Origin of the sequence: Streptomyces durbertensis (genome assembly GCF_014156695.1) — a bacterium.
GTDB classification, from domain to species: domain Bacteria; phylum Actinomycetota; class Actinomycetes; order Streptomycetales; family Streptomycetaceae; genus Streptomyces; species Streptomyces durbertensis.
Genome location: NZ_WMLF01000855.1, coordinates 1 through 913, shown reverse-complemented (window position 1 = coordinate 913; position 913 = coordinate 1). Strand labels below are relative to the sequence as shown.

General features: G+C 78.0%; 1 pseudogene. It reads right to left on the bottom strand.

The features are described from left to right. Nucleotides 1-775 (bottom strand): annotated as a pseudogene (locus GL263_RS27285) (hypothetical protein); the annotation flags it as partial. Nucleotides 776-913 lie beyond the last annotated feature (138 nt).

The window sequence follows — 913 nt, the reverse complement described above, 5'->3', positions numbered from 1 at the left end:
GGGGGCGTCCGCCGGGGCCCGGGTCGGAGAAGGCCCGCATCGGCAGCCGCTCGGCGCTGTCCTTCGGGCCGAGCGCGGAGAAGGGGAGGCCGTCCCGGCCGGGGGTGATGCCGGGCGCGTCGGCGCGGACCCACGACCGGCTCTCGGTGCGCCGCCCGGCGGACGCCTCGTTGCGGCTCTCGGCCTCCGCCGTGACGGCGAGCAGCCGGTCGACGGTCCCGGGGTCCGGGAAGTGGGCGACGGCGCCTTCGGCGCGGGCCGCCTCGGCGAGTTCGGCGAGCAGCTCGGGCGGGAGCGGCCGGCCGGAGAACGGCATCCGGCTGCTGTGGCGCCGCCACAGCGCGGCGTACAGGTCGGCCGGTGCGGCGGCGTGGTCGTCCGCCGGCGGCGTGCGGGGTGCGGCGAGGTGGACGCGGGCGAGCAGGTCGGGGTGGGCCAGCGGGTCCGGCAGCAGCCGCACCTGCGGCTCAAAGCCGGCGTCGCGCGCGGCGAGCCGCAGGTTGAACAGCGCGGCGCCGACGGAGACGTGCAGTGCGCGGCGCCGGGGGTCGGCGTGCGGCAGGGCGCGTTCGGGTGCCGAGCGGACTTCCACGGTGGTGGTGTCGGGGTCGAGCCGGTAGCGCCACGGCTGGGTGTTGTGGATGGAGGGCGCGGCGGCGGCGGCCGAGATCAGCCGTTCGAGGACGGCTCCGGTCACCATCGGGGCCTCGGCGGTGGCGGGTGTCCGGGCGGTGGCTGCCCGGGGTGTGCTGCTCGGCGTCGCGTCCGGTGTCATGGCCTTGTTCCTCTCCCGGTGGTGCGTCGGTCGACTGGGTCGCCGGTGTGGCTCGGTGTCGGCCGTTGTCTCCACGGTGCCTCGGCCGGACCCGTGCCGGGAGAGGCCGTCGGGGTGGGGCGGTGGGGCCGATCGTCC